Consider the following 868-nt stretch of genomic DNA (forward strand, 5'->3'; position numbering starts at 1 on the left):
TTCTTGAGCTTGAACTCTTCGACGCGCTGCTCGTCCGGCGTGATGGTGGCGCATTTGACGCCGACGCCGTGCTTGGCGATTGCGTTGGCGGAATCGATCGTGACCTGATCGTTGGTGGCGTCGCGGTTCTCGACGCTGAGATCGTAGTAATCGAGCGGAATGTCGAGATAGGGGTGGATCAGCTTGTCCTTGATAAGCTGCCAGATGATCCGGGTCATCTCGTCGCCGTCGAGCTCGACAACCGGATTCGCCACCTTGATCTTCGTCATTGAATGCCTCGTGTACTGCACGGGCGCTTGGCCCGTGTGTGTTGCAGGAAGGAATGCCGGTCCTATACCATCGGGTTTGCGGAAGGCAAAGAACCGCCACCTTCAAACGTGACTTTCACTCCTCGCGCGATTCATGCGAGGGGACGGGGCGTTTTCAAACGAGACATCCAGTTTTTCCATGAGCAAGCAGCTGAATAGCGGACCGGCGATCATTCTGGTTGAGCCGCAGATGGGCGAGAATATCGGCATGGTGGCGCGGGCGATGGCCAATTTTGGCCTGTCCGAGTTGCGGCTGGTCGCGCCGCGCGATGGCTGGCCGAACGAGGCAGCGAGAGCGACCGCCGCCAAGGCCGATCATCTGATAGATGGCGCGCGGGTGTTCGACACGCTGGAAGAGGCGGTTGCCGACCTGTCCTTCGTGCTGGCCACCACGGCGCGGCAGCGCGACGGGTTCAAGCCGGTGTTCGGGCCGGTGGAAGCCACGCGCGAGTTGCGGGGCCGGGTGGAAGCCGATCAGGCGACTGGCATCCTATTCGGGCGCGAGCGCTTCGGCCTGTCGAATGAAGAAGTCGGCCGCGCGGATGCGATCGTGACCTTTC

2 protein-coding genes are annotated in these 868 nt (G+C 61.5%); one reads left to right on the forward strand and one right to left on the reverse strand.

Annotated elements, in window-relative coordinates; genetic code table 11:
• Nucleotides 1–269 (reverse strand): isocitrate/isopropylmalate family dehydrogenase (locus RTX98_RS12135; RefSeq protein WP_312796845.1); only part of this gene is annotated, 269 nt, incomplete at its 3' end.
• 178 nt (nucleotides 270–447) lie between these two features.
• Here RTX98_RS12135 and RTX98_RS12140 point away from each other — a divergent pair.
• Nucleotides 448–868 (forward strand): RNA methyltransferase (locus RTX98_RS12140; protein WP_416223116.1); only part of this gene is annotated, 421 nt, incomplete at its 3' end.

Source organism: Tianweitania sp. (genome assembly GCF_032053605.1).
GTDB lineage: Bacteria > Pseudomonadota > Alphaproteobacteria > Rhizobiales > Rhizobiaceae > Tianweitania.